A 20,671-nucleotide genomic window follows, 5' to 3' on the forward strand; every position below is an offset into this window, starting at 1 on the left:
GCCCGTACGCCGCCAGCCGACCACGACCCGAAAGGTCCCGTTCCCTCCATGCCCGAATTGGTGTTTTTCTCCGGAACCATGGACTGCGGAAAGAGCACGCTGGCGCTGCAGATCACCCACAACCGCTCGGCCCGCGGCCTCCAGGGCGTCATCTTCACCCGCCAGGACCGGGCCGGCGAGGGCAAGCTCTCCTCGCGCCTGGGCCTGGTCACGGACGCGGTCGAGGTCGGGGACGCGATGGACCTGTACGCCTACCTCGTAGGCGAGCTCTCCCGGGGCGGCAGGGCGGACTACGTCATCGTCGACGAGGCGCAGTTCCTCGCACCCGACCAGATCGACCAGTTGGCCCGGATCGTCGACGACCTCGACATGGACGTCTTCGCCTTCGGCATCACCACCGACTTCCGCACCAAGCTCTTCCCCGGCTCGCAGCGGCTCATCGAGCTCGCCGACCGGATCGAGCAGCTCCAGGTGGAGGCCCTGTGCTGGTGCGGGGCCCGCGCCACGCACAACGCCCGAACGGTGGGCGGGCGGATGGTCGTCGAGGGCGCCCAGGTCGTCGTCGGGGACGTCAACCGGCCCGCGGAGGAGGTCGGTTACGAGGTGCTGTGCCGCCGGCACCACCGGCGCCGGATGACCTCGGCCTCCGCGCACGCCGCCGCGCTCTCCCCGGACGTCCTGCCGGTGGGCCGCGCCTGAGGGGTGCAGGGCGGCCCCGGGCGGCGGGTCAGCGGGGGGTGCGTTCCACCAGGGCCAGGAGGGCGCCCTCCGGGTCCGTGACCGTGGCGACCCGGCCCGTCAGGCCCTCGCGGGGCGGCTGGACCACGGTGCCGCCCAGGCGGCGGACCTGCGCCGCGGCGGCGTCGGCGTCGTCGACCGCGAAGTACGTCATCCAGTGCGGCCCCCGGTCGTGCGGCAGCGAGCGGCCCACCCCGTGCACCGCGGCGACCGGCCGGCCCTCCAGCCGCAGGGTCAGGTAGTCGAAGTCCGCGCCCCCGGCGAGGCCTCCGGGGGCGGTGCCGTGCTCCGCCACGTGCCCGAATACGTGCGCGTAGAACTTGCCCACGGTCGAGGTGTCCTGGGTGACCAGCTCCGCCCACACCGGCGTGCCGTGCGGCCCGGGCAGCTGGGTCCCGGCGCTGCCGTCGGCCTGCCAGATCCCGAGGACCGCGCCCAGCGGGTCGGAGCAGATGACGAGGCGGCCGGCACCGCCCGCGTCGAGCGGCCCGACCGCGACGGTGCCGCCGCAGGAGCGGACGGCCTCCGCCGCGGCGTCGACGTCGTCGGTGGCGAAGTACGTCGTCCAGGCCACCGGGAGGTCCCGGTCCGGCGGCATCTCCCCGATGCCGGCGACCTCGCGGCCGTCCAGCAGGGCGCGCACGTACGGCCCGAAGGGGGCGGGGCCGGGCTCGTACTCCCAGCCGAACAGCTCTCCGTAGAACGCCTCGGCGGTGCCGAGGGCGTGGACCATCAGACTCGACCAGCAGGGTGTGCCGGGCGGGCGCCGCGTGTCCTGCACTGCGTCGGTCATGTAAGCCGTCTCCTCGGTCGTCGGACATCGGGACCAGATGGTTCCACCCCGCCCGCTCCGGCGCGCCCCGACCCGGCCGAGAATCGCTGGAGCGGGCGGAGATGACCGGATCAGTGCGCCGGTCGGTGGCTGCGCCGCCCGCGCCGGCGCCCGGGAGGGAGGAAGATGGGCCGTATGACTGCGAACTCTGCGATCGTCTCCGCCTCCGCCCTCGCCGCGGAACTGGCCGGTCCGCGGCCGCCGGTGCTCCTCGACGTCCGCTGGCAGCTGGGCGGCCCGAACCAGCGCCCCGCCTACGACGCCGGGCACCTGCCGGGCGCCGCGTACGTGGACCTCGACCGCGAACTGGCAGGTCCGCCGGGGGCGGGCGGGCGCCACCCGCTGCCCGACACGGAGGAGTTCGGCGCCGTGATGCGGCGGGCCGGGGTCTGCGCGGACGTCCCGGTCGTCGTCTACGACGGCGGGCAGGGGTGGGCGGCGGCGCGCGCCTGGTGGCTGCTGCGCTGGACCGGGCACACGCGGGTGCGGGTCCTGGACGGCGGCCTGGCCGCCTGGACGGCCGCCGGAGGCGCGGTGACATCCGAACCCGCGGCCCCGGTCCAAGGCGATTTCAAGCCAACTCCCGGCGCAATGGGGCTGCTCGACGCCGACGGGGCGGCCGCCCTGGCCCGCGAAGGGGTCCTGCTGGACGCGCGGGCGGGCGAGCGGTACCGCGGTGAGGTCGAGCCGATCGACCCTGTCGGCGGCCACATCCCCGGCGCGCTGTCGGCGCCGACCACGGACAACACCGGCCCGGACGGGCTGTTCCTGCCCGCCGCCGAACTGCGGGCGCGGTTCGCGGGGCTGGGCGCCGCGGGCGGTGCGCCGGTCGGGGTGTACTGCGGCTCCGGCGTCTCGGGGGCGCACGAGGTACTGGCGCTGGAGGTGGCCGGGATCGGCGCCGCGCTGTACGCGGGCAGCTGGTCGGAGTGGTCCGCGGACCCGCGGCGGCCGGTGGCCACGGGACCGGACCCGCAGTAGGAAGCCGCACGGCGCAGCGGCGCACCGGCCCGCCGTCCGCGGCGGGCCGGCCTGCGCGCACGCGCAGGTGCCTGCTACTCCTGCTTCTTGCGGCGGGTGCCGAAGACGATCTCGTCCCAGCTCGGCACCGCCGCGCGGCGGCCGGGGCGGACGCCGTCGGCCTCGGCCTGCCGGTCGGTGGTGCCCGTCAGGCGGTCGCGGTGGCCGGCCACCGTGCGCGGCATCAGCACGTCCGCGTACGCGGTGCCCGCTCCCGCGGACGCCGAGGCGGCCGGCGGCTCCTCCGCCTCCGCCTCCTCGGCGGCGGTGTCGGTGCGCTCGGGGACCACGAGGTCCCCGCGGAAGCTCGGCACCGCCTCCAGCAGGCTCGTCAGCGAGTCCCGCTCCTCCTCCGGCTCCGGCGCGGGCGCGACGGGCCGCTCCGGCCGGTCGAGCGTGCGGTCGAGGGGCCGGTCCCGGGGCAGGCGCGCGATCCGCGGCACGAACGGGAAGCTGGGCTCCGGGGCGGCCGGCAGGTCGTCCGCCTCGCCGATCAGGGAGCGGGCCTCGTCGTCCACGGCGACGACGAGGCGGCGCGGCGGATCGTAGGTCCAGCTCGCGGAGTGGGTCTCGCCCGCCACCCGGTAGACGAGGAGGACCTCCCAGGTGCCGTCGTCGCGGCGCCAGGAGTCCCACTGCACGGTGTCCTTGTCGACGCCGCGCAGCAGCAGGCGCTCCTGCACGGCCTCGCCGAGCTGCGGTCCGGTGTTCTCGCCGGGCCGGCGCACGGGGGTCTTGCGGGCCCGCTCGGCCATGAAGGCGCGCTCGGCCAGCACCGGCCCCTCGAAGCGGCGTACGCGGTCGACGGGGATGCCGGCGAGTTGGGCGACCTCCTCCGCGGAGGCACCGGCCCGTATGCGGGCCTGGATGTCGCGGGGGCGGAGGTGGCTCTCGACCTCGATCTCGATCTGGTTCAGGCGCGCGCGGTCGTTGCGGACGGCAGCCCGAAGCCGCTCGTCGATCGGAAGCGTGTACTCCGTGCTGTCCGCAGCCTTGAGCACCAGTCGTGTGCCGTCATTCGAGACGGCCACGACACGCAGTTCGGGCATGGGGACCTCCCGGGTGGTGCCTGCCGACGTCACGTGCGTCGCTGCTTCCGCTAGTCGAGTGTGGCCTGCCCGGGTGCAGCCTGCCACAACCTTGCCGAGTTCAACCGGCGTGTCGGGCATGCGCCCTTGATCGCCGTTATGGCACGGTTACCTGTTGGGTACGCACAGTGACCGATTGGTTACTGTGCGCACAGGCGCCCGTGCGCTGTCGCGGCATCACCGGTCCGAGTGCCGCATGTCCATCAGCCGGCCCCCTCACCCGGGTCCGGACAGCCGAAAGGAAGGACGGCCCCAGGGCTCGCCACAGTACTCCATTCGGGCCACCTCGGTGGACCGCCGCGCCGCCGAAGTTGTCACCGGCGGCGTACTTCGGGCTGCCCCGGATCCGGCCGGACCTGCAACCGCACCCCATTTCGGGTGTCTTGGTCCACGGAATCCCCGTAAACGGAACAGCCCCCTCACTCCGCGTGGCGTCCCTCCTGCCGCCCCGTCACCGCCGGTCCGCCGCATGTGTGATGGAGATCGCGGACGGCGCGGCGGCCCGAACACCGCACGGCAGGGGCGGCTTTCGAGGGGGCGTCAGCCGCCGAGCACCCGGCGCAGGTAGTCGTTGCCGAAGAGCCGGTCGGGGTCGAGCCGGTCGCGCAGCGCGGTGAACTCCCCGAACCGGGGGTAGGCGGCGGCGAGGTACTCGGCCCCGCGGGTGTGCACCTTGCCCCAGTGCGGGCGGCCCCCGTGCGCGGTGAAGATGCGCTCGGCGGCCGTGAAGTACGCCTGGTACGGGGTGCCCCGGTACATGTGCACCGCGATGTACGCGGTCTCCCGCCCCTCGGCCGTGGACAGCGCGATGTCGTCCGCAGGCGCCGTGCGGACCTCCACCGGGAAGCTGATGTGCAGCCGGGAGCGGTCGACCGCCGCCTTAAGCTCCCGCAGCGCCCCGACCGCGTGCTCGCGCGGGAGGGCGTACTCCATCTCCACGAAGCGGACCCGGCGCGGGCTGGTGAAGACCTTGTACGGGATGTCCGTGTACGTACGGGCGGACAGGGCGCGGCTGGCGACGCGCGCGATGGCCGGGATGGCGGCGGGGACCGCGCGGCCCAGGGAGTTGGCCGCCTGGAAGACGCCGTTCGACAGCAGCTCGTCCTCGATCCAGGCGCTCACCGGTCCCGGCGGGGCGGCGGGGCCCTGGCTGCGGTTGTTGCGCTTGGTGTTGCAGTTGCCGGTGTGCGGGAACCAGTAGAACTCGAAGTGCTCGTTCTCCGCGACGTGCTCGTCGAACTCGGCGGTCACCCGGTCGAAGCGCATCGGCTCCTCGCGGGCGGTCAGGTGGAAGAGGGGCTCCACCGCGAAGGTGAGGGCGGTGGTGATCCCGAGCGCGCCCAGGCCGACCCGGGCGGCGGCGAAGACCTCGGGGTTCTCCTTCTCCGAGCAGGCCAGCAGCCGCCCGTCGGCCGTGACCATCTCCAGCCCGCGGAGCTGGGCGGCGAGGGAGGCCGAGTCGCGGCCGGTGCCGTGGGTGCCGGTGGAGACGGCCCCGGAGACCGTCTGCTCCATGATGTCGCCCATGTTGGCGAGCGAGAGGCCCTCGGCGGCGAGGGCCCGGTTGAGGTCCTTCAGGGCCGTTCCCGCCGCGACCGTCACCGTGCCCGCGGCCCGGTCGACGCCGAGGATCCCGGTGAGCGCCTGCGGGCGCACCATGACGCCGTCGGTGGCGGCGGCCGCGGTGAAGGAGTGGCCGGTGCCCACCGCCTTCACCCGCAGCCCGTCCTCGGCGGCCCGCCGCACCGCCTCCTGCACCTCGCCGACCGACGCCGGGGCCACCACCCGGGCCGGAGAGGCCGTGATGTTCCCGGCCCAGTTACGCCACGAGGCCCCGTACCTTGCCGCTGTCGCCGTCCCCATCGCCCGAGGGCTCCTCCCCTTGCGCCGGCCTCGAGAGCCGGCGGTATCCCGCGAACGCGACCGCCGCCGCGGCGGCCCCCGCCGAGATGGAGACGACGTACCCGTTCCTCGCCCCGGCGGCGTCGACGACCCAGCCGGCCACGGAGGAGCCGAGCGCGACCCCGACCGCGAGGCCGGTGCTGATCCAGGTCATGCCCTCGGTCAGCTTCGCGCGTGGTACGTGCGCCTCGATCAGGGCCATCGTGGTGATCATCGTGGGAGCGATGGCGAGGCCCGAGACGAAGAGCGCCACGGCCAGAATCGGAAGGTTCCCGGCCAGTAGGAGGGGGATCATACTCACGGCCATCGCACAGATGCCCAGGATCCAGCGGTGTTCGGCCTTCCCCTTGAAGCGGATCAGGCCGAAAGCGATGCCCGCGAGGCAGGATCCGAGCGCCCAGACCGCCAGGACCAGACCCGATACGGACTTCGATCCGCGCTCCTCGGCGAAGGCGAGGGTCGCCACGTCGATCGAGCCGAAGATGGCGCCGGTCGCCACGAAGGTGCCGGCGAGCACCTGCAGGCCGGGGGAGCGCAGCGCGGACGACGGGTCTGCCTGGGTGTCGCGGGGGTGCGGCTCGGGCTCGGTGTCGCGCAGCGCGGTCAGCCACCAGACGCCCACCATCAGGCAGGCGAGCGCCACCAGCGGCCCGGCCTCCGGGAACCAGCTCGCGGAGAGCATGGTCGCGAGCGGCGGGCCGAAGATGAAGCACACCTCGTCGACCACGGACTCGAAGGAGTACGCGGTGTGCAGGTGCGGGGTGTCGCGGTGGATGTCGGTCCAGCGGGCGCGGACCATCGAGCCCACGCTGGGGACGCAGCCGGCGACGACCGCGAAGAGGAAGAGCGTCCAGTCCGGCCACCCCTGCGAGGCGGCGACCAGCAGCCCCGAGACCGCGGCCCCGGCGATCAGGGTCGCCGGGCGCAGCACGCGCCGCTGGCCGTACTGGTCGACCAGGCGGGAGACCTGCGGGCCGACGACCGCGGCGGAGAGGGCCAGCGTCGCCGTGAGCGCACCGGCCAGGGTGTAGCGGCCGGTGAGCTCGGAGACCATCGTGAGGATGCCGAGGCCGACCATGGACAGCGGCATGCGGCCGATGAATCCGGCGACGCTGAACGCCTTGGTGCCGGGCGCGTCGAAGATCGCGCGATAGGGACTGGGCAAGGTGCGCTCCGTGGGGGACGTCGCTGGCCCATACAGGCTATGGCCGCTCGCGGGGCTCTGCACGGGTTTGTTCCAGACAGGAAGTAAGGCTCACCTTATCCGTGTCCGGTGCGTGGGACGCGGCGGGCCCGATTCCCGGCGGCGGTCCCCGGGTGGCAGGATGCGGGACATGTCTGACCAGCTCCGCGCCGCAGCCTCCCCCTCGCCGGCCCGAGGGCCCGCAGCGCCCTACGACGCCCTCCTGCTCCTGTCGTTCGGAGGCCCCGAGGGCCCCGACGACGTCGTCCCCTTCCTGGAGAACGTCACCCGCGGGCGCGGCATCCCGCGGGAGCGGCTCAAGGAGGTCGGCAGCCACTACTACGGCTTCGGCGGGGTCAGCCCGATCAACGCGCAGAACCGCGAGCTGCTGGACGCGCTGCGCAAGGACTTCGCCGAGCACGGCGTCGACGTGCCGGTGTACTGGGGCAACCGGAACTGGGCCCCGTACCTCGACGACGTGATGCGGGAGATGGCCGCCGACGGGCGCCGCCGCATCGCGGTCCTCGCGACCAGCGCCTACGCCTCGTACTCGGGGTGCCGCCAGTACCGCGAGAACCTGGCGGACGCGCTGGCGCTGCTGGAGCGGGAGGGCGCGGCGGAGCTGCCGCGCGTCGACAAGCTGCGGCACTACTTCAACCACCCCGGCTTCCTGCAGCCGATGGTCGAGGGCGTGCTGGCTGCCCTGGAGCAGCTGCCGGAGGAGGTGCGGGCGGGGGCGCACCTCGCCTTCACCACCCACTCGATCCCGACCGCCGCCGCGGACGCCTCGGGGCCGCGCGAGGGGCACACCGCGGACGGCGAGGGCGGCGCGTACGTCCGCCAGCACCTGGACGCGGCCGGGGTGATCGCGGAAGCGGTGCGCGCCGGGACGGGCCTGGAGCTGCCCTGGCGGCTCGTCTACCAGTCCCGCAGCGGCGCCCCGCACATCCCGTGGCTGGAGCCGGACATCTGCGACCACCTGGAGGAGCTGCACGCCGCGGGGGCGCCGGCGGTGGTGATGGTGCCGATCGGCTTCGTCTCCGACCACATGGAGGTCCTGTACGACCTCGACACGGAGGCCGCGGCGAAGGCCGCGGAGCTGGGCCTGCCGGCGGTGCGCTCGGCGACCGTCGGCGCGGACCCGCGCTTCGCGGCCGCGGTCCGGGAGCTGCTGCTGGAGCGGGCGGCGGCGGAGCGCGGAGAGGCCGTGGAGCGGTGCGCGCTGGGGCGGCTCGGGGCGAGCCACGACGTGTGCCCGGTGGGCTGCTGCCCGGCGCGCGGCGCCCGGCCGGCGGCGGCGGGCGCCGACAGCCCCTACGCGTAGGCGAGGCGGCGGGATGGCATCGGAGGAGGAGCGGGACGTGTCGGAGACGCAGGACGGCGCGGCGGCAGTGCCCGCGGGCCTGGCCGAGGAGCTGCTGGACGTGGCGCTGGAGGCCGCCCGGCGGGCCGGCGGGCTGCTGCGGGACGGCCGGCCGGACGACCTGGGCGTGGCGGCGGTGAAGAGCAGCCCCATCGACGTGGTGACCGAGATGGACATCGCGGCGGAGAAGCTGGTCGCCGAGGTGCTGGAGCGGCGGCGGCCGCAGGACGGACTGCTCGGCGAGGAGGGCGCGGACCGCCCCGGCACGAGCGGGGTGCGCTGGGTCGTGGACCCGCTGGACGGCACCGTGAACTACCTCTACGGCCTGCCGAGCTGGAGCGTCTCCGTCGCGGCCGAGTACCGGGGCGAGACCCTGGTCGGCGTGGTGGAGGTGCCGATGCGGGCCGAGACGTTCCTGGCGGTGCGCGGGGGCGGTGCCCGGCTCGGCGGGCAGCGGCTGGCCTGCCGGGCGGCGGCCCCGCTGGACCAGGCGCTGGTGGCCACCGGTTTCGCCTACCTGCAGGAGCGCAAGGAGCAGCAGGCCGAGGTCGTCCGGCGGATCCTCCCGCGGGTGCGGGACATCCGGCGCGGCGGCTCGGCCGCGATCGACCTGTGCGACGTGGCCGCGGGGCGGCTGGACGCGTACTACGAGCGCGGGCTCAACCCCTGGGACCTGGCCGCGGGCGAGCTGATCGCCCGCGAGGCCGGGGCGCTGACCGGAGGGCGGCCCGGCCGGCCGGCCTCCGGGGAGCTGGCGCTCGCGGCGACGCCCGCGGTCTTCGCCGCGCTCGCGCCGCTGCTGGAGGAGGCCGGGGCCTGGCACGACTGAGGCCTGACGGCCGCCCGTGTCCGGACCCGGGCATGAGGGGACCCCGGCAGCGCGGGGGCCGCCGGGGTCCGGGTGGTGTCTCAGCAGGCGGAGACGGGAACTCCGTGCTCGGCGGCGAGGCGCTGGAGGTCCTCCAGCTCCGCCTGTTCCACGTCCGCGAGGAAGTCGTCGCCCGCTTCACGGGCGTGGCGGAGGTCGGACTGCGTGCTCCTGATGCGCTGCAGGAGACCCGCGGTGAATGCGTCCATGGTGGGTTCGCCCCCTCTTCGTGGTCGCGGCGGCACAGGGATGCCCGCCGTCAGGGAGTGGTCGGGGTGTGCTGACGTCCTCCCCTGCACCCTGGGCGCAGAAACCTCGGGAGGCGAGGGAATCCCCACTTCCGCCCCCGATGACCTCCCGAGTGGCGCCTTACAGCCGGTTTACGGCCGAAAGGGGCAGGATGGGCGGCGCAATCACACGTGTGCCCTGGGGGCTCGGAGGAAGGAAACGACGTGCGCGTACTCGTCGTCGAGGACGAGCAGCTGCTCGCCGATGCGGTGGCCACCGGACTGCGCCGCGAGGCCATGGCCGTGGACGTCGTGTACGACGGCGCCGCGGCGCTGGAGCGCGTCGGGGTCAACGACTACGACGTCGTCGTCCTGGACCGGGACCTGCCGCTCGTCCACGGGGACGACGTCTGCCGCAGGATCGTCGAGCTCGGCATGCCCACGCGCGTGCTGATGCTGACGGCGTCGGGGGACGTCAGCGACCGCGTGGAGGGCCTGGAGCTGGGTGCGGACGACTACCTGCCCAAGCCGTTCGCGTTCAGCGAGCTCACCGCCCGCGTGCGGGCGCTGGGCCGGCGCACCACGGTCGCGCTGCCGCCCGTGCTGGAGCGCGCCGGGATCCGGCTCGACCCGAACCGGCGGGAGGTGTTCCGCGAGGGCCGCGAGGTGCAGCTGGCCCCGAAGGAGTTCGCGGTGCTGGAGGTGCTCATGCGCAGCGAGGGCACCGTCGTCTCCGCCGAGCAGCTGCTGGAGAAGGCATGGGACGAGAACACCGACCCCTTCACCAACGTGGTGCGGGTGACGGTCATGACGCTGCGGCGCAAGCTCGGCGAGCCCCCGGTCATCGTGACCGTCCCGGGTTCCGGCTACCGGATCTGACGCGGGTGGCAGCGACCCCGGCGCCACCGACCGCGCCGCCGAAACCGACCTGGGACCCCGGCCAGCCCGAGGGTCCCTTCCCTTGGCTGCGGCCCACGATCCGGATAAGGCTCACCCTGCTGTACGGCGGGATGTTCCTGATCGCCGGCATCCTGCTGCTGTCGATCATCTACCTGCTGGCCGCGCAGGCTCTGCGGGAGGGCAACGCCCTGCCGTTCAAGATCGTGAGCATCAGCGGGCAGAAGGTCGTGGTCTCCAGCCCGACCTGTCCCGGTGTGGGCCCGGAGCAGACCGTCGACCAGTTCCACGCCGCCATCCAGGCCTGCATGCTGGAACAGCGCCGGCACGCCCTGGACGACCTGCTCAGCCGGTCGCTGATGGCGCTGCTGGGGCTGAGCGTCATCGCCTTCGCCTTCGGCTACGCCATGGCCGGCCGCGTGCTCTCGCCGCTCGGGAAGATCACGCGGACGGCGCGCCGCGTCGTCGGGTCCGACCTGACCCGGCGCATCGAGCTGGACGGGCCGGACGACGAGCTCAAGGAGCTCGCCGACACCTTCGACGAGATGCTCGACCGCCTGGAGCGCGCCTTCACCGCCCAGCAGCGGTTCGTCGCCAACGCCTCGCACGAGCTGCGAACCCCCTTGGCGATCAACCGGACGCTGCTGGAGGTGCACTTGTCGGACCCGGGGGCTCCGGTGGAGCTCCAGCAGCTCGGCAAGACCCTGCTCGCGACGAACGAGCGCAGCGAGCAGCTGGTGGAGGGGCTGCTGCTGCTGGCCCGCAGCGAGAACCAGATAGTCGAGCGCAAGCCGGTCGACCTGGCGGAGGTCGCCTCGCGCGCCATCGACCAGGCTCGGGCGGAGGCCGCGGCCAAGGGAGTGGAGATCCGGGGCGAGCGGGCCTCGGCCGTCGTCCAGGGCAACGGCGTGCTGCTGGAGCGGATCGCGCTGAACCTGGTCCAGAACGCCGTGCGCTACAACGTGCCGGAGGACGGCTGGGTGGAGGTCACCACCGAGGCCGTGCCCGGCCACGCGGTGCTCGTCGTGTCGAACACCGGGCCGGTGGTCCCGGCGTACGAGGTGGACAGCCTCTTCGAGCCCTTCAGGCGGCTGCGTACGGAGCGAACGGGCAGCGACAAGGGTGTCGGCCTCGGCCTGTCCATCGCGCGCTCCGTGGCGCGCGCACACGGCGGCCGGATCACGGCGGTGCCGAGGGACGGCGGCGGCCTCGTGATGCGTGTCACGCTGCCGCTGTGAGCACCGCATCTTTGTTCGCCACGGGCTGAATAGCTGTCGTGTGAACAAGTTGAACCCTGTGTGATCGATCACATTGTCGAGTGTGGGGTCATGTGCGTTCAGTGACCCGCGGATGCCGTGGAACGGCCGGAAAGTCCGGGAAGTCCGGGTTTCCGGCCCCCCGGACGGCGGAAAATACACCGGGTGGTGCTTGTGCAAGACGGACCCAGGACCGTGTACGGTCCCGGTCGTCATCCCAGCCGGTCGCCCCTTCAGGCGCGCGGCTTGGGTGTCGATTGAGTAACAGACCTTGATGTGAGGCAAAATCTCCGCCTCAGGTCGGGCACAAGTCCGGCCTCTCGCGCGTTACGTGCGCTGAGACACCGCTAAATCCCAGAGGGGGAGAGCGAAACATGGCAACGGACTACGACACCCCACGCAAGACCGACGACGACGTCGACAACGACAGCATCGAAGAGCTGAAGGCCCGGCGGAACGAGAAGTCGTCCTCCAGCGTCGACATCGACGACTTCGACGCCGTCGAGGGCATGGAGCTGCCCGGCGCGGACCTCTCCAACGAGGAGCTGGCCGTCCGGGTGCTGCCCAAGCAGGCGGACGAGTTCACCTGCATGAGCTGCTTCCTGGTGCACCACCGCAGCCAGCTCGCGCGCGAGAAGAACGGCCAGCCGATCTGCCGCGACTGCGACTGAGAGGCGTCGGCCGTGACCGGCTCGACACCGTTTCGGAAGCGCCGCTTCCGAAAGTCCGGTGAACAGGCGGAGACGCAGACGGGAGCCACGGGCCCGGCGACGGGCCCAGCAGCTCCCGGCGCACCCGCCGTCCTCCCGACCGCCGTCCCCGGGCCGCCGGCGGACGCAGGGGCCGGCGCAGGGGCCCCGGAGCGGGCCGCAGCCCGACGGCTGCAAGCCGTCAGGAACGGTGTGCGAAAGGGCGGCGCGAGCGCCAGGGCCGCCGCCCTGTACATCACCGACCGCCTCGTCGAGGTGGCCCCGCGCATCCCGGTACGGGACCTGGCCGCCCTCCGCGCCCAGTTCCCCGGCCTCGGCCCCGACCAGATCGCCGACAAGCTGATCGCCGGAGCCGCCAAGGGCACCTCCACCGTGGGGGCCGGCATCGGCGCCGCCGCCATGCTCCCCACCCCGCCCGCGATGCCCGCGGAGCTCGCCGCCGAGATCCTCGGCGTCGCGGCGATCGAGCTGAAGCTCATCGCCGAGCTGCACGAGGTGTACGGCCTGCGCCCGCCCGGCAGCGCCAAGGACCGCAGCACCGCCTACCTCACGGCGTGGACCGAGGAGCGCGGCGTCGACTGGAAGAAGCCGGCGACCGTCAACACCGCCCTCGGCGGGCAGATGCGGCGCGAACTGCGCCAGCAGATCACGAAGCGGATGCTCCGCAACCTGCCCATCCTGATCCCCTTCATGGTCGGCGCGACCGTCGGCGCCCTCATGAACCGCCGCGACACCCGCAGGCTCGCCGAGAAGGTCCGTGGCGACCTGCGGAGCCGGGCCGTGCCCTGGGACGCCCTGCCCGCGCTCCCGCGCCTGGACAAGCCCGCCCAGCCCCTCCCGGGCGGCCTTGCGGACGTCCTCGGCGAACCCCCGCCCGACAGCGGGACCGGTGCACCCGACCCGCGGACCTGACGGACACCGCCGCGAACCGCCGCCGGACACGAGGGGACGGTCAGCCCGGACGGGCGGCTCGGGTCAGGCCGCGGACTGCGCCGACCGGATCGCCGCCGCCAGGGCCTCGGGCGCGCGCGTGGAGACGTACACGTACGGCGTCGGGTCGGCCGGGTCCACCACCGGGATCCGCAGCGCCGTCGGCACGTAGCTGCGCATCAGCATGAACGCGCGCGAGTCCGCCTTGTACGTGCGCCAGGCGCGCGCCTCCTCCGGATCGAGGACCTCCGGCTCCCCGAGCGCCGCCACCGGGATCCGCGCATCGCCCGCCGCCAGCGCCCCGCCCACCACGCGCACGCGCGCGGAGCCGTACGTGCTGACCAGGATCCCCGCCAGCGCCGAGCCGCCGACCAGCCCCGCGAGCAGCGGCAGCAGGCCCAGCGGCAGCAGCATCAGCGCGCACGCCAGACCGATCAGGGCGGCGATGCCCCACCAGGAGCGGGGGGCGGTCAGGCGTTCGTCGTGGTGCGCGGGGGAGAGCTGCATGCCCCAAGCCTGCCACGGGGCGACCGGCGGGTAGCGGCGCGGGTAAGGTCTGCGCCTGTGAGTGGACGAAACACAGCGCTGACGCCCCCGGACGACGCCGCCGCGCCGGTCCGGCACCCCGACGCTCCGGCGCCCGGCGAGCTGCTCGGCGCGCACTACGAGCACTGCTTCGGGTGCGGCGGCGGACAGCCGCACGGCCTCCACCTGGAGGCGCGCGCGGGCGACGGCGTGAGCGTCACCGCCGAGTTCACCGTCCGGCCCGCCCACCAGGGCGCGCCCGGCCTCGCGCACGGCGGCGTGCTCGCCACCGCGCTCGACGAGACCCTCGGCTCCCTGAACTGGCTGCTCCGCGTCATCGCCGTGACCGGGCGGCTGGAGACCGACTTCGTGCGGCCCGTGCCCGTCGGCACCGTCCTGCACCTGGAGGCCGAGGTGACGGCCGTGGCCGGCCGCAAGATCTACAGCACGGCCGTCGGCCGCATCGGGGGGCCCGACGGCCCCGTCGCCGTGCGCGCCGACGCGCTGTTCATAGAGGTGAAGGTCGACCACTTCATCGACAACGGTCGGCCCGAGGAGATCCGGGCGGCGATGGCCGACCCGGACCAGGTCAGGCGCGCACGCGCCTTCGAGGTGAACCCCTGATGGCTCTGCACAACCCCAACCGCCCCGTCGACGTGCTGATCAGGCGCGTCGACCCCGAGGTGCCGATCCCCGCGTACGGGCACCCCGGCGACGCCGGCTGCGACCTGGTGACCACGCAGGCCGCCGAGCTCGCGCCCGGCGAGCGCGCCGTCCTGCCCACGGGCGTCTCGATCGCCCTGCCCGACGGGTACGCGGCCTTCGTGCACCCCCGCTCCGGGCTCGCCGCCCGGTGCGGCCTCGCGCTCGTGAATGCCCCGGGGACGGTCGATGCCGGGTACCGTGGGGAGATCAAGGTGATCGTGGTCAATCTCGACCCGCGCGAGAGCGTCCGGTTCGAGCGCTTCGACCGCATTGCCCAGCTGGTTGTCCAGCGGGTCGAGAAGGTGCGCTTCCACGAGGTGGCGGAACTTCCCGGCTCGGCCCGGGCCGAGGGGGGTTTCGGCTCCACCGGCGGTCATGCGGCCGTGGCCGGATCCGGCGCTGGTCAGCAGGGTGGGAATGGCTACGCTTCGGTCGTATCCGACCGGGAAGGACAGTGACGTGTTCGGACGTCGCAAGAAGAACGACTCCGCCCAGGACGGCGGCGCGGCCGAGCAGGTCGTGGACGGCGTGGCTGCCGACGAGCAGGAGGGCGGCGAGGAGCTGGAGACCGCCCCCCGCCGGGTGAACCTGCCGCCGGCCCCGCGGCCCGACGGGCCGTGGGACGTCACCGAGGTGCCCGGGTCGCCGGCCGAGGGCCGGGTCGACCTCGGCGGGATCCTCGTACCGGGTGTCGAGGGCATGGAACTGCGCGTCGAGGTCGCCGGCGACGCGATCGTCGCCGCGACGGTCGTCCTCGGCGACAGCGCCGTGCAGCTCCAGGCGTTCGCCGCACCCAAGAAGGAAGGCATCTGGGGCGAGGTCCGCGACGAGATCGCCGCGGGCATCATCCAGCAGGGCGGCCTCATCGACGAGGTCGAGGGCCCGCTCGGCTGGGAGCTGCGCGCCCAGGTGCCCGTACCCATGCCCGACGGGCAGACCGGCGCCCAGCTGGTCCGCTTCGTCGGCGTCGACGGCCCGCGCTGGTTCCTGCGCGGCGTCATCTCCGGCCAGGCGGCCGTGCGCCCCGAGTCCGCGGGCCTGCTGGAGCAGATCTTCCGGGACACCGTCATCGTCCGCGGCGACGGCCCGATGGCCCCGCGCGACCCGATCGTGCTGAAGCTGCCGAACGACGCCCAGATGGTGCCGGACGGCGTGCAGACCGAGGCGCAGGAGGGCTCCCGCTTCTCCGGCGGCATGGGCCAGCTGGAGCGCGGCCCGGAGATCACCGAGGTCCGCTGACACCGGCCGCGGCGGCGCGGGCACCCGCACGGACCGCGCACACCGCGGGCAGTGCCCGTACGGAGGCCCCGGGCCGCACCCTCTCCCGGGGCGCGCGGCCCGGGGCCTCCGTACACCCCCGGCACGTCCCCGCCGGGCCCGGCCCGGGCCGCCGCCGCGGCGGGCTGCGGGACTTCGAACGGGGCGCGGCGCGCCGGTACGCTTCGAGGTATGAGTGCTGAACCGCGTCCCGAGAAGTCCGCCAAGCCGGTCAGGCCGGCGGGCCGGTTCCGCCGGATGATAGAGCGGCTCTCCACCTCCCAGGAGGACCTGCATTCGGCGGAGCTCCAGGAGGACGCAGAGGCCGCGGGGTGCACGCGGATCTGCGACTGCCACGACCGGGAGATAGTCAAGGTCACCGGAACCCTGCGCACCGTCACGCTCCGGCCGCGGGCCGGCGTCCCGGCGCTGGAGGCGGAGCTCTTCGACGGCTCCGCCGCGCTGGACGTGGTCTGGCTCGGCCGTCGCTCGATCGTGGGAATCGAGCCGGGCCGCCGCATGATCGCCTCCGGGCGGATCTCGATGAGCCACGGCCGCAGGGTCCTCTTCAACCCGAAGTACGAACTCCGACCGCTCGGACAGGAGCACTGACCGGTGACGCCACTCGACGAAACCCCGCCCGCCCAGGATCCGCAGTCCGCCGCGGGCGGCCCCGCCGCAGGCCCCGCGGCGGCCGGCGGCGGCCGGCACGCCCGGCCCGCCCCGAGCGAGCAGCACGAGGTGACCCAGGCCGCGCTCTTCGACGCCTTCGGGGGCGTCCGGGGCACGGTGGAGACGATGCTCCCCGGCCTCCTCTTCGTGATGATCTACACCGTCAACCGGGACGTCCGGCTGTCCGCGATCGCCGCGGGCGCCGTGGCCGTGGTGCTGGTGGTCGTCCGGCTGCTGCGCAAGGACACCGTCAAGCACGCCTTCAGCGGGGTCTTCGGCGTCGGCGTGGGCGTCGCGTTCGCGCTGTTCACCGGCAGCGCCAAGGGCTTCTACCTGCCCGGCATGATCTACGGCGCGGGGCTCGGCGTGGCCTTCACCCTTTCCGCGCTCGTCGGGTTCCCGCTGCTCGGCGTGGTCCTCGGCCCGGTCTTCCGGGAGAACATGTCCTGGCGGACCCGCAACCCCGGCCGCAAGAAGGCCTACACCAAGGCCAGCCTCGCCTGGGGCATCATCTTCCTCGCCAAGTACGCGATCCTCTTCCCGCTGTACTGGTGGGGCGACGCGACCCAGCTCGGCTGGGTGCTGATCGCGCTGAAGCTGCCGCCGATGCTGCTGGCCGTCTACTTCACGTGGGTGTTCCTCGCCAAGGCGCCGCCGCCGATCGACGTCATCGCCGAGTACGAGGCGGAAGAGGCCGAGCGGAAGGCCGCCAAGGCGAAGGCCGGGACGGCGCAGCCCGGCAAGCCGCAGGACTGAGGCCCGCCGCCTCCCGCCGGGCCCGCGGCCTGCGGGTGCGTACGTCCCACGGAACAAGGGAGGGGCGGGGCAGCCGGTCGCCGGCCGCTCCGCCCCTTCCCCGTACCCCGCCCTCAGGGGCGCGGGGCCTGCAGCAGGTCCTCCAGCTGCTGCTCGCGCGCAGGCGCGGCGACGAACAGCAGCTCGTCGCCCGCCTCCAGGGTCTCCTCGGCGTGCGGGGTGAGCACCCGGTTGCCGCGGATGATCGTCACGAGCGAGGTGTCCTCGGGCCAGGTGATCTCGCCGAACTGGCGGCCGGCCACCGCCGACTCGGCGGGCAGCGTCAGCTCGACCAGGTTGGCGTCGCCGTGGCTAAAGCGCAGCAGCCGCACCAGGTCGCCGACGCTGACGGCCTCCTCGACCAGCGCGGACATCAAGCGCGGCGTGGACACCGCGACGTCGACGCCCCAGGCCTCGTTGAAGAGCCACTCGTTCTTCGGGTTGTTCACGCGCGCCACCACGCGCGGGACCCCGTACTCGGTCTTGGCCAGCAGCGAGACGACCAGGTTCACCTTGTCGTCGCCGGTCGCGGCGATGACGACGTTGCAGCGCTGCAGTGCCGCCTCGTCCAGCGAGGTGATCTCGCAGGCGTCGGCCAGCAGCCACTCGGCCTGCGGGACCCGCTCCACCGAGATCGCGGTCGGTGCCTTGTCGACCAGGAGCACCTCGTGCCCGTTCTCCAGCAGCTCGCCCGCGATGGAACGCCCCACCGCGCCGGCTCCGGCGATCGCGACCCTCATGCGTGTGCCTCCTCGGGGCCCTCGGCGAACGCCGCCTCGACCTTGTCGATCTCGTCCGTGCGCATCATGACGTGGACGAGGTCGCCCTCCTGGAGCACCGTCTGCGAGGTCGGCAGGACCGCCTCGCCCAGGCGCGTCAGGAACGCGACGCGCACGCCCGTCTCGTCCTGGAGCCGGCTGATCTTCTGTCCGATCCAGACGGGGGAGGTGTGCACCTCGGCGAGCTGGACGGCGCCGCTCGGGTCGCGCCACAGCGGCTCGGCGCCCGAGGGGAGCAGCCGGCGCAGCATCTGGTCGGCGGTCCACCGCACGGTCGCGACCGTCGGGATGCCCAGGCGCTGGTAGACCTCGGCGCGCTTGGGGTCGTAGATGCGGGCCGCGACGTTCTCGACGCCGAACATCTCGCGGGCCACGCGGGCGGCGATGATGTTGGAATTGTCACCACTGCTGACCGCCGCGAACGCCCCCGCGTCCTCGATGCCGGCCTCGCGCAGCGTGTCCTGGTCGAAGCCGACGCCGGTGACGCGGCGGCCGCCGAACCCGGCTCCCAGCCGGCGGAATGCGGTGGGGTCCTGGTCGATCACAGCGACCGTGTGCCCCTGCTGTTCCAAGGTCTGCGCGAGGGCGGAGCCCACCCTTCCGCAGCCCATAATGACGATGTGCACGGCCGTCCTTCCGGCTGTTCAGCGCTCGCTGGTTCCCAGCCTCATAAGCATCTCTGGCTTAACAGGGTCTCAGACCACCGCCCAAGCTACACACGGGCGGTCGCCCTTGCGGCCTGTTGGAGGGCACTCGGGGCGCATTGCCGCGCAATGCGGGGCGGGGGGTTCGTCAGGCCGATTTCGAACGCTTACGATCCTGTGCGTGTCCAAACTGACCGACGTGCCCAAACGGATCCTGATCGGCCGGGCGCTGCGCAGCGACCGCCTCGGGGAAACACTGCTCCCGAAGAGGATCGCCCTACCCGTCTTCGCCTCCGACCCGCTCTCCTCCGTGGCGTACGCCCCCGGAGAGGTGCTGCTGGTCCTGTCCATCGCGGGTGTGTCGGCCTACCAGTACAGCCCCTGGATCGCCGCCGCGGTCGTCGTGCTCATGTTCACGGTGGTCGCCTCGTACCGGCAGAACGTGCACGCGTACCCCAGCGGCGGCGGGGACTACGAGGTCGCCAACACCAACCTGGGCCCGAAGGCCGGACTCACCGTCGCGAGCGCCCTGCTCGTCGACTACGTACTCACCGTGGCCGTCTCGATCTCCTCCGGAGTCGAAAACCTCGGCTCCGCATGGCATTTCGTGATCGAACACAAAGTGTTCAGCGCGATGATCATGATTTTGCTGCTGACGCTGATGAACCTCCGCGGTGTCAAGGAGTCGGGCAAGCTCTTCGCGATTCCCACGTACGTTTTCGTCGCGGGCGTCTTCCTCATGATCGCTTGGGGCTTCTGGCGGGGAATCGTCCTCGGCGAGACCATGCACGCCCCGACCGCCGACCTGGAGATCCGGCCCGAGCACCAGGGCATCGCCGGGTTCGCCCTCGTCTTCCTGCTGCTGCGCGCCTTCTCCTCCGGCTGCGCGGCCCTCACCGGCGTCGAGGCGATCAGCAACGGCGTGCCCGCCTTCCGCAAGCCGAAGAGCCGGAACGCCGCCAGCACGCTGCTGCTCATGGGCGCCCTGGCCGTCACCATGTTCTGCGGGATCATCGGCCTCGCCATGGCCACGAACGTGCGGATGGCCGAGCAGCCCGCCCAGGACCTCCTGCGGGGCGGGGTCCCTGTCGGCGAGGGCTACGTCCAGGACCCGGTCATCTCCCAGGTCGCCGAGGCCGTCTTCGGCCACGGCAGCGTCCTCTTCATGATCCTCGCCGCGGCCACCGCCCTCGTGCTGTTCCTCGCCGCGAACACCGCCTACAACGGCTTCCCGCTGCTCGGCTCGATCCTGGCGCAGGACCGCTACCTGCCGCGCCAGCTCCACACCCGCGGCGACCGCCTCGCCTTCTCCAACGGCATCGTGCTGCTCGCCGGCGCGGCCATGCTGCTGGTGTGGCTGTACGACGCCGACTCCACCAAGCTGATCCAGCTCTACATCGTCGGCGTGTTCGTCTCCTTCACCCTCAGCCAGATCGGCATGGTCCGGCACTGGAACCGGCACCTGGCCGCCGAGCGCGACCCCGCCGCCCGCCGCCGGATGATCCGCTCCCGCGCCATCAACGCCTTCGGCGCCACCTTCACCGGGCTCGTGCTCGTCGTCGTCCTCGCGACGAAGTTCACGCACGGCGCCTGGGTCGCCCTGCTCGGCATGGTGATCTTCTACGGGACGATGACCGCGATCCGGAAGCACTACGACCGGGTGTCCCGGGAGATCGCCGCCGCCGAGGGGCCCAGCGACGACAGCGTCCGCCCGTCCCGCGTCCACTCCATCGTCCTCGTCTCCAAGGTCCACAAGCCGACGCTGCGCGCCCTCGCCTTCGCCAAGCTGACCCGCTCCGACACCCTCGAAGCGCTCAGCATCAGCGTCGACCCGGCCGAGACCAAGGCCCTGCGGGAGGAGTGGGAGCGGCGCGGGATCAACATCCCGCTGAAGATCCTCGACTCCCCGTACCGCGAGATCACCCGCCCCGTCATCGAGTACGTCAAGGGCCTGCGCACCGAGAACCCGCGCGACGCGGTCAGCGTGTACATCCCCGAGTACGTCGTCGGCCGCTGGTACGAGCACCTGCTGCACAACCAGAGCGCGCTGCGGCTGAAGGGCCGGCTGCTGTTCACGCCGGGCGTGATGGTGACGTCCGTCCCCTACCAGCTGGAGTCCTCCGAGCTGGCGAAGCGGCGGGCGCGCAAGCGGGCCGAGTGGAACGCCCCGGGCGCCGTGCGCCGCGGCCCCGTGGACACGCCTCGGACGACGAACGACCGCACGGGGAAGTAGCCGGGGCGGCGCAAGGCGGTGGCGCAGGGCCGGACGGGATCCACGTA

22 protein-coding genes are annotated in these 20,671 nt (G+C 73.2%); 14 read left to right on the forward strand and 8 right to left on the reverse strand.

Annotated elements, in window-relative coordinates:
- Window positions 1-48: 48 nt before the first annotated feature.
- A complete protein-coding gene (locus IE170_RS22010; RefSeq protein WP_189811161.1) occupies window positions 49-699 on the forward strand; it encodes a thymidine kinase in 651 nt (216 codons plus the stop codon).
- 28 nt (window positions 700-727) lie between these two features.
- Here IE170_RS22010 and IE170_RS22015 read toward each other — a convergent pair whose 3' ends face one another.
- Window positions 728-1,531: a VOC family protein gene (locus tag IE170_RS22015; protein WP_189811162.1), complete on the reverse strand. Its 804-nt coding sequence runs from the start codon at window positions 1,529-1,531 to the stop codon at window positions 728-730.
- 174 nt (window positions 1,532-1,705) lie between these two features.
- Between IE170_RS22015 and IE170_RS22020 the strand changes: the two genes are divergently transcribed.
- Window positions 1,706-2,551 (forward strand): sulfurtransferase, encoded by an 846-nt coding sequence (locus IE170_RS22020; protein WP_189811163.1) that lies wholly within the window; start codon window positions 1,706-1,708, stop codon window positions 2,549-2,551.
- 74 nt (window positions 2,552-2,625) lie between these two features.
- On the opposite strand, the gene sepH is transcribed toward IE170_RS22020, so the two are convergent.
- From sepH to IE170_RS22035, 3 genes are all read right to left on the reverse strand, one after another.
- On the reverse strand, window positions 2,626-3,672 hold the full coding sequence (gene sepH, locus IE170_RS22025) for a septation protein SepH (RefSeq protein ID WP_189811164.1): 1,047 nt from the start codon (window positions 3,670-3,672) through the stop codon (window positions 2,626-2,628).
- Window positions 3,673-4,218: 546 nt separating this feature from the next.
- A complete protein-coding gene (locus IE170_RS22030; RefSeq protein WP_189811165.1) occupies window positions 4,219-5,541 on the reverse strand; it encodes a D-arabinono-1,4-lactone oxidase in 1,323 nt (440 codons plus the stop codon).
- A complete protein-coding gene (locus IE170_RS22035) occupies window positions 5,498-6,745 on the reverse strand; it encodes an MFS transporter (RefSeq protein WP_189811166.1) in 1,248 nt (415 codons plus the stop codon). Before IE170_RS22035 ends, IE170_RS22030 begins: the two co-directional genes overlap by 44 nt.
- Window positions 6,746-6,914: 169 nt before the next feature.
- On the opposite strand from IE170_RS22035, the gene IE170_RS22040 reads away from it, so the two are divergent.
- Both IE170_RS22040 and IE170_RS22045 read left to right on the forward strand, forming a co-directional pair.
- Window positions 6,915-8,087: a ferrochelatase gene (locus IE170_RS22040; protein ID WP_189811167.1), complete on the forward strand. Its 1,173-nt coding sequence runs from the start codon at window positions 6,915-6,917 to the stop codon at window positions 8,085-8,087.
- A gap of 37 nt (window positions 8,088-8,124) precedes the next feature.
- Window positions 8,125-8,955, forward strand: coding sequence for an inositol monophosphatase family protein (locus tag IE170_RS22045; RefSeq protein ID WP_229885055.1), 831 nt, complete (start codon window positions 8,125-8,127; stop codon window positions 8,953-8,955).
- Window positions 8,956-9,035: 80 nt separating this feature from the next.
- Here IE170_RS22045 and IE170_RS22050 read toward each other — a convergent pair whose 3' ends face one another.
- A complete protein-coding gene (locus IE170_RS22050; RefSeq protein WP_189811169.1) occupies window positions 9,036-9,203 on the reverse strand; it encodes a hypothetical protein in 168 nt (55 codons plus the stop codon).
- A gap of 243 nt (window positions 9,204-9,446) precedes the next feature.
- Between IE170_RS22050 and IE170_RS22055 the strand changes: the two genes are divergently transcribed.
- From IE170_RS22055 to IE170_RS22070, 4 genes are all read left to right on the forward strand, one after another.
- Window positions 9,447-10,100, forward strand: a complete 654-nt coding sequence (locus IE170_RS22055) for a response regulator transcription factor (RefSeq protein WP_114054575.1) — start codon at window positions 9,447-9,449, stop codon at window positions 10,098-10,100.
- 5 nt (window positions 10,101-10,105) lie between these two features.
- A complete protein-coding gene (locus IE170_RS22060) occupies window positions 10,106-11,356 on the forward strand; it encodes a sensor histidine kinase (RefSeq protein ID WP_189811170.1) in 1,251 nt (416 codons plus the stop codon).
- Between the two features lie 392 nt (window positions 11,357-11,748).
- Window positions 11,749-12,045 carry a DUF4193 domain-containing protein gene (locus tag IE170_RS22065; protein ID WP_114054577.1) on the forward strand — a complete coding sequence of 99 codons (297 nt, stop codon included), beginning with the start codon at window positions 11,749-11,751 and terminating at the stop codon, window positions 12,043-12,045.
- Between the two features lie 12 nt (window positions 12,046-12,057).
- A complete protein-coding gene (locus IE170_RS22070) occupies window positions 12,058-12,996 on the forward strand; it encodes a hypothetical protein (protein ID WP_189811171.1) in 939 nt (312 codons plus the stop codon).
- A gap of 63 nt (window positions 12,997-13,059) precedes the next feature.
- Here IE170_RS22070 and IE170_RS22075 read toward each other — a convergent pair whose 3' ends face one another.
- The gene (locus IE170_RS22075) at window positions 13,060-13,521 is read right to left on the reverse strand and encodes a DUF3093 domain-containing protein (RefSeq protein ID WP_189811172.1); all 462 of its coding nucleotides are present in this window, start codon (window positions 13,519-13,521) and stop codon (window positions 13,060-13,062) included.
- Between the two features lie 57 nt (window positions 13,522-13,578).
- On the opposite strand from IE170_RS22075, the gene IE170_RS22080 reads away from it, so the two are divergent.
- The 5 genes from IE170_RS22080 (at window position 13,579) to IE170_RS22100 (ending at window position 16,929) form a co-directional block, all read left to right on the forward strand.
- Window positions 13,579-14,163 (forward strand): PaaI family thioesterase, encoded by a 585-nt coding sequence (locus tag IE170_RS22080; RefSeq protein ID WP_189811173.1) that lies wholly within the window; start codon window positions 13,579-13,581, stop codon window positions 14,161-14,163.
- The gene (dut, locus tag IE170_RS22085; protein WP_189811174.1) at window positions 14,163-14,702 is read left to right on the forward strand and encodes a dUTP diphosphatase; all 540 of its coding nucleotides are present in this window, start codon (window positions 14,163-14,165) and stop codon (window positions 14,700-14,702) included. The genes IE170_RS22080 and dut overlap by 1 nt, the downstream gene beginning before the upstream one ends.
- A 1-nt stretch (window position 14,703) precedes the next feature.
- Window positions 14,704-15,483 carry a DUF3710 domain-containing protein gene (locus tag IE170_RS22090; protein WP_125541071.1) on the forward strand — a complete coding sequence of 260 codons (780 nt, stop codon included), beginning with the start codon at window positions 14,704-14,706 and terminating at the stop codon, window positions 15,481-15,483.
- A 210-nt stretch (window positions 15,484-15,693) separates the two neighbouring features.
- Window positions 15,694-16,113 (forward strand): OB-fold nucleic acid binding domain-containing protein, encoded by a 420-nt coding sequence (locus tag IE170_RS22095; RefSeq protein WP_114054583.1) that lies wholly within the window; start codon window positions 15,694-15,696, stop codon window positions 16,111-16,113.
- A 3-nt stretch (window positions 16,114-16,116) separates the two neighbouring features.
- A complete protein-coding gene (locus tag IE170_RS22100; RefSeq protein WP_189811175.1) occupies window positions 16,117-16,929 on the forward strand; it encodes a DUF3159 domain-containing protein in 813 nt (270 codons plus the stop codon).
- Between the two features lie 113 nt (window positions 16,930-17,042).
- Here the strand turns inward: IE170_RS22100 and IE170_RS22105 are convergent, their stop codons facing one another.
- Both IE170_RS22105 and IE170_RS22110 read right to left on the reverse strand, forming a co-directional pair.
- Window positions 17,043-17,708: a potassium channel family protein gene (locus tag IE170_RS22105; RefSeq protein WP_189811176.1), complete on the reverse strand. Its 666-nt coding sequence runs from the start codon at window positions 17,706-17,708 to the stop codon at window positions 17,043-17,045.
- Window positions 17,705-18,373, reverse strand: a complete 669-nt coding sequence (locus IE170_RS22110; protein WP_189811177.1) for a potassium channel family protein — start codon at window positions 18,371-18,373, stop codon at window positions 17,705-17,707. Before IE170_RS22110 ends, IE170_RS22105 begins: the two co-directional genes overlap by 4 nt.
- 199 nt (window positions 18,374-18,572) lie before the next feature.
- On the opposite strand from IE170_RS22110, the gene IE170_RS22115 reads away from it, so the two are divergent.
- Window positions 18,573-20,624, forward strand: coding sequence for an APC family permease (locus tag IE170_RS22115; RefSeq protein ID WP_189811178.1), 2,052 nt, complete (start codon window positions 18,573-18,575; stop codon window positions 20,622-20,624).
- Window positions 20,625-20,671: the final 47 nt, after the last annotated feature.

The sequence above is a fragment of the Streptomyces toxytricini genome (genome assembly GCF_014649915.1).
GTDB lineage: Bacteria > Actinomycetota > Actinomycetes > Streptomycetales > Streptomycetaceae > Streptomyces > Streptomyces toxytricini.